This is a genomic window from uncultured Mycobacterium sp., from assembly GCF_964249325.1.
GTDB lineage: Bacteria > Actinomycetota > Actinomycetes > Mycobacteriales > Mycobacteriaceae > Mycobacterium.
The window spans coordinates 1-2,552 of the sequence record NZ_CAXUCH010000384.1 but is presented as its reverse complement, the minus strand read 5'-3'; the positions used below and the strand labels follow the sequence as shown (position 1 = coordinate 2,552).

The window sequence follows — 2,552 nt, the reverse complement described above, 5'->3', positions numbered from 1 at the left end:
CCAGTATGCCGCAAGGCGGCGCTCTTCGGCGTTGCACCTAGTGACTGGCCGACCCTGCGGGTAGCTCGTCACCGGTGGCTATGCGTGGTCTACGCTGCGTAGTATTCGACTGCTGCCGCGGGTCAGCCGAGCTGCGCTGCCCCAGCTTGTGACACAGGAGGCGCCAACGTGACACCTCGCGTGCCCCGACGTGCGCGTGGCTTTGCTGGAGGCTTTGGCCCGGCGCTGGGCCGCGGGCGGCGCCTGCTGGTACTGGCCGGCACCCTGGGTGCGCTGGCCGTGACCCTTAGCGGGTGCAGGTGGACCGAAGCGCTGGCCCTCGGCTGGCCCCGGGGCATCACCCCGGAGGCCGATCTCAACCGGCAGCTATGGATCGGCGCGGTCATCGCCTCGCTGGTCGTCGGCGTCATCGTGTGGGGCCTGATCTTTTGGGCCTCGGCGTTTCATCGCAAGAGAAAGACCGACACGGAGCTGCCCCGACAGTTCGGCTACAACTTGCCGCTGGAGCTGGTGCTCACCGTCACACCATTTCTCATCATCTCGGTGCTGTTCTATTTCACCGTCGTCGTGCAGGAGAAAATGATTCACCTGGCATCCGATCCCGAGGTGGTCGTCGACGTCACACCGTTCCAATGGAATTGGAAGTTCGGCTATCAGAAAGTCCACTTCAAAGACGGCACGTACCAGTACGACGGTGCCGACCCCGCGCGCAAACACGCGATGGTTTCCAAGCCGGAAGGCAAAGACAAGCACGGCGAGGAACTGGTCGGCCCGATCCGCGGTCGCAACACCGAAGACCGCAGCTACCTCAACTTCGACAAGGTCGAAACCTTGGGCACCAGCGACGAAATCCCGGTGCTGGTATTGCCGGCCGGCAAGCGCATCGAATTCCAAATGGCCTCGGCCGACGTGGTGCATGCGTTTTGGGTTCCGGAGTTCTTGTTCAAGCGCGACGTCATGCCCAATCCCAAGGCCAACAACTCCGTCAACGTCTTCCAGGTGTCGGAGATCACCAAGACCGGCGCGTTCGTCGGCCGCTGTGCCGAAATGTGCGGCACCTACCACTCGATGATGAACTTCGAGGTTCGCGTAGTGCAGCCCAACGACTTCAAGGCGTACCTGGACAAACGCCGCGAAGGCAAGACCAACGCCGAGGCACTGCAGGCGATCAACCAGCCGGCTACCGCCGTCACCACGCACCCGTTCGACACCCGCCGCGGTGAATTGGCACAGCAAGCGAGTAAGTAGGAAGACCGATGCACATCGAAGCCAGGCTGTTCGAGTTTGTCGCCGTATTCTTCCTTGCGACGGCGGTGCTCTACGGCGTGCTGACCCAGCTTTTTGCGACTGGCGGTATCGAGTGGGCCGGCACAACCGCCTTGGCGCTGACCGGCGGCATGGCATTGATCGTTGCAACCTTCTTCCGCTTCGTCGCCCGCCGGCTCGACACCCGGCCGGAGGACTACGAAGGTGCCGAGATTAGCGATGGCGCAGGGGAGTTGGGCTTCTTCAGCCCGCACAGCTGGTGGCCGGTGCTGGTGGCGTTGTCCGCCTCGGTGGCCGCAGTCGGCATCGCCCTGTGGTTGCCATGGTTGATCGTCGCGGGAGTGGTATTTGTGCTCAGCTCGTCGGCCGGACTGGTCTTCGAGTACTACCTCGGGCCGGAGAAACACTGATTGACGTGGCCAAAGGTCACAATCAGGACACCAGTTGAGCTGCGGCCGATTCGCCCAGACCGCCGCACCTGACTGGGTTGGGTAGGGTTGCTGCCGAAGCACGATGGAAAATGTCTGAGCGCGCGCAGCACCAGTGCCGCGCGCGTTGGTGATGTAGTCGAACAGGACAGGCAAGCATGAGTGGGCCGAATCCCCCTGGACCGGAATCTGACGAACTGGATCTCGGCCGCGAGCCCAGCGAGGAACTCGACGCCGAGGCCGAGTCCGTTGCCGAGGAGGGGGAGGCTGCGGACGACTCGGAGCCGACGAGCGCGACCGACTTCTATTCCCAGGCATATTCCGCTCCCGAGTCGGAGCACTTCACCAGCGGCCCTTATGTGCCGGTCGACCTGGACCTCTACGACTACGACAGCTACGACGAGTCAACCGAAGAAGAGGAGAGCCGGCCGCCACGCTGGCCATGGGTGGTCGGTGTCGCGGCGATTGTGGCCGCGATCGCCCTCGTGGTATCGGTGTCGCTGTTGTTTGCTCGCACCGACACCAGCAAGCTGGCCACTCCCGGGACGGCGCCGACGTCGACGCCGAGCGAACCCTGGCCGCGCGAGATGCCGTCGATGGCGGCCCGGGCCACGAGGTCGCAATAAAGCAGGATGGCGCGGCTGGCGTCGTCGTTGCCGGGAATCGGATAGGTGATGCCGTCCGGATCGCAGTTGGTATCGACGATCGCCACCACCGGGATGCCGAGGCGCTTGGCCTCCTTGATGGCCAACTGCTCCTTGTTGGTGTCGATCACGAAGATGAGATCGGGAACGCCGCCCATGTCCTTGATGCCGCCGAGCGCCTTCTCGAGCTTTTCACGCTCGCGCCCCATCATCA

Annotated in this window: 2 protein-coding genes and 2 pseudogenes; 3 read left to right on the top strand and 1 reads right to left on the bottom strand. The window is 63.6% G+C overall.

Annotated elements, in window-relative coordinates:
• The first annotated feature begins 180 nt into the window (after positions 1-180).
• From ACFE99_RS24840 to ACFE99_RS24830, 3 genes and pseudogenes are all read left to right on the top strand, one after another.
• Entirely contained in the window at positions 181-1,248 is a 1,068-nt protein-coding gene (locus ACFE99_RS24840) for a cytochrome c oxidase subunit II (RefSeq protein ID WP_375489497.1), read from the top strand.
• Between the two features lie 8 nt (positions 1,249-1,256).
• A complete protein-coding gene (locus tag ACFE99_RS24835; RefSeq protein ID WP_324970152.1) occupies positions 1,257-1,676 on the top strand; it encodes a cytochrome c oxidase subunit 4 in 420 nt (139 codons plus the stop codon).
• Between the two features lie 176 nt (positions 1,677-1,852).
• Positions 1,853-2,260, top strand: a pseudogene (locus ACFE99_RS24830) (hypothetical protein); the annotation flags it as partial.
• 83 nt (positions 2,261-2,343) lie between these two features.
• Here the strand turns inward: ACFE99_RS24830 and rpsB are convergent.
• Positions 2,344-2,496: pseudogene (gene rpsB / locus ACFE99_RS24825) on the bottom strand (30S ribosomal protein S2); the annotation flags it as partial.
• Positions 2,497-2,552 lie beyond the last annotated feature (56 nt).

Bases quoted from the DNA above. Each gene is read 5' to 3' on its own strand.
- ACFE99_RS24835 (WP_324970152.1), top strand. From the start codon at position 1,257: ATGCACATCGAAGCCAGGCTGTTCGAGTTTGTCGCCGTATTCTTCCTT.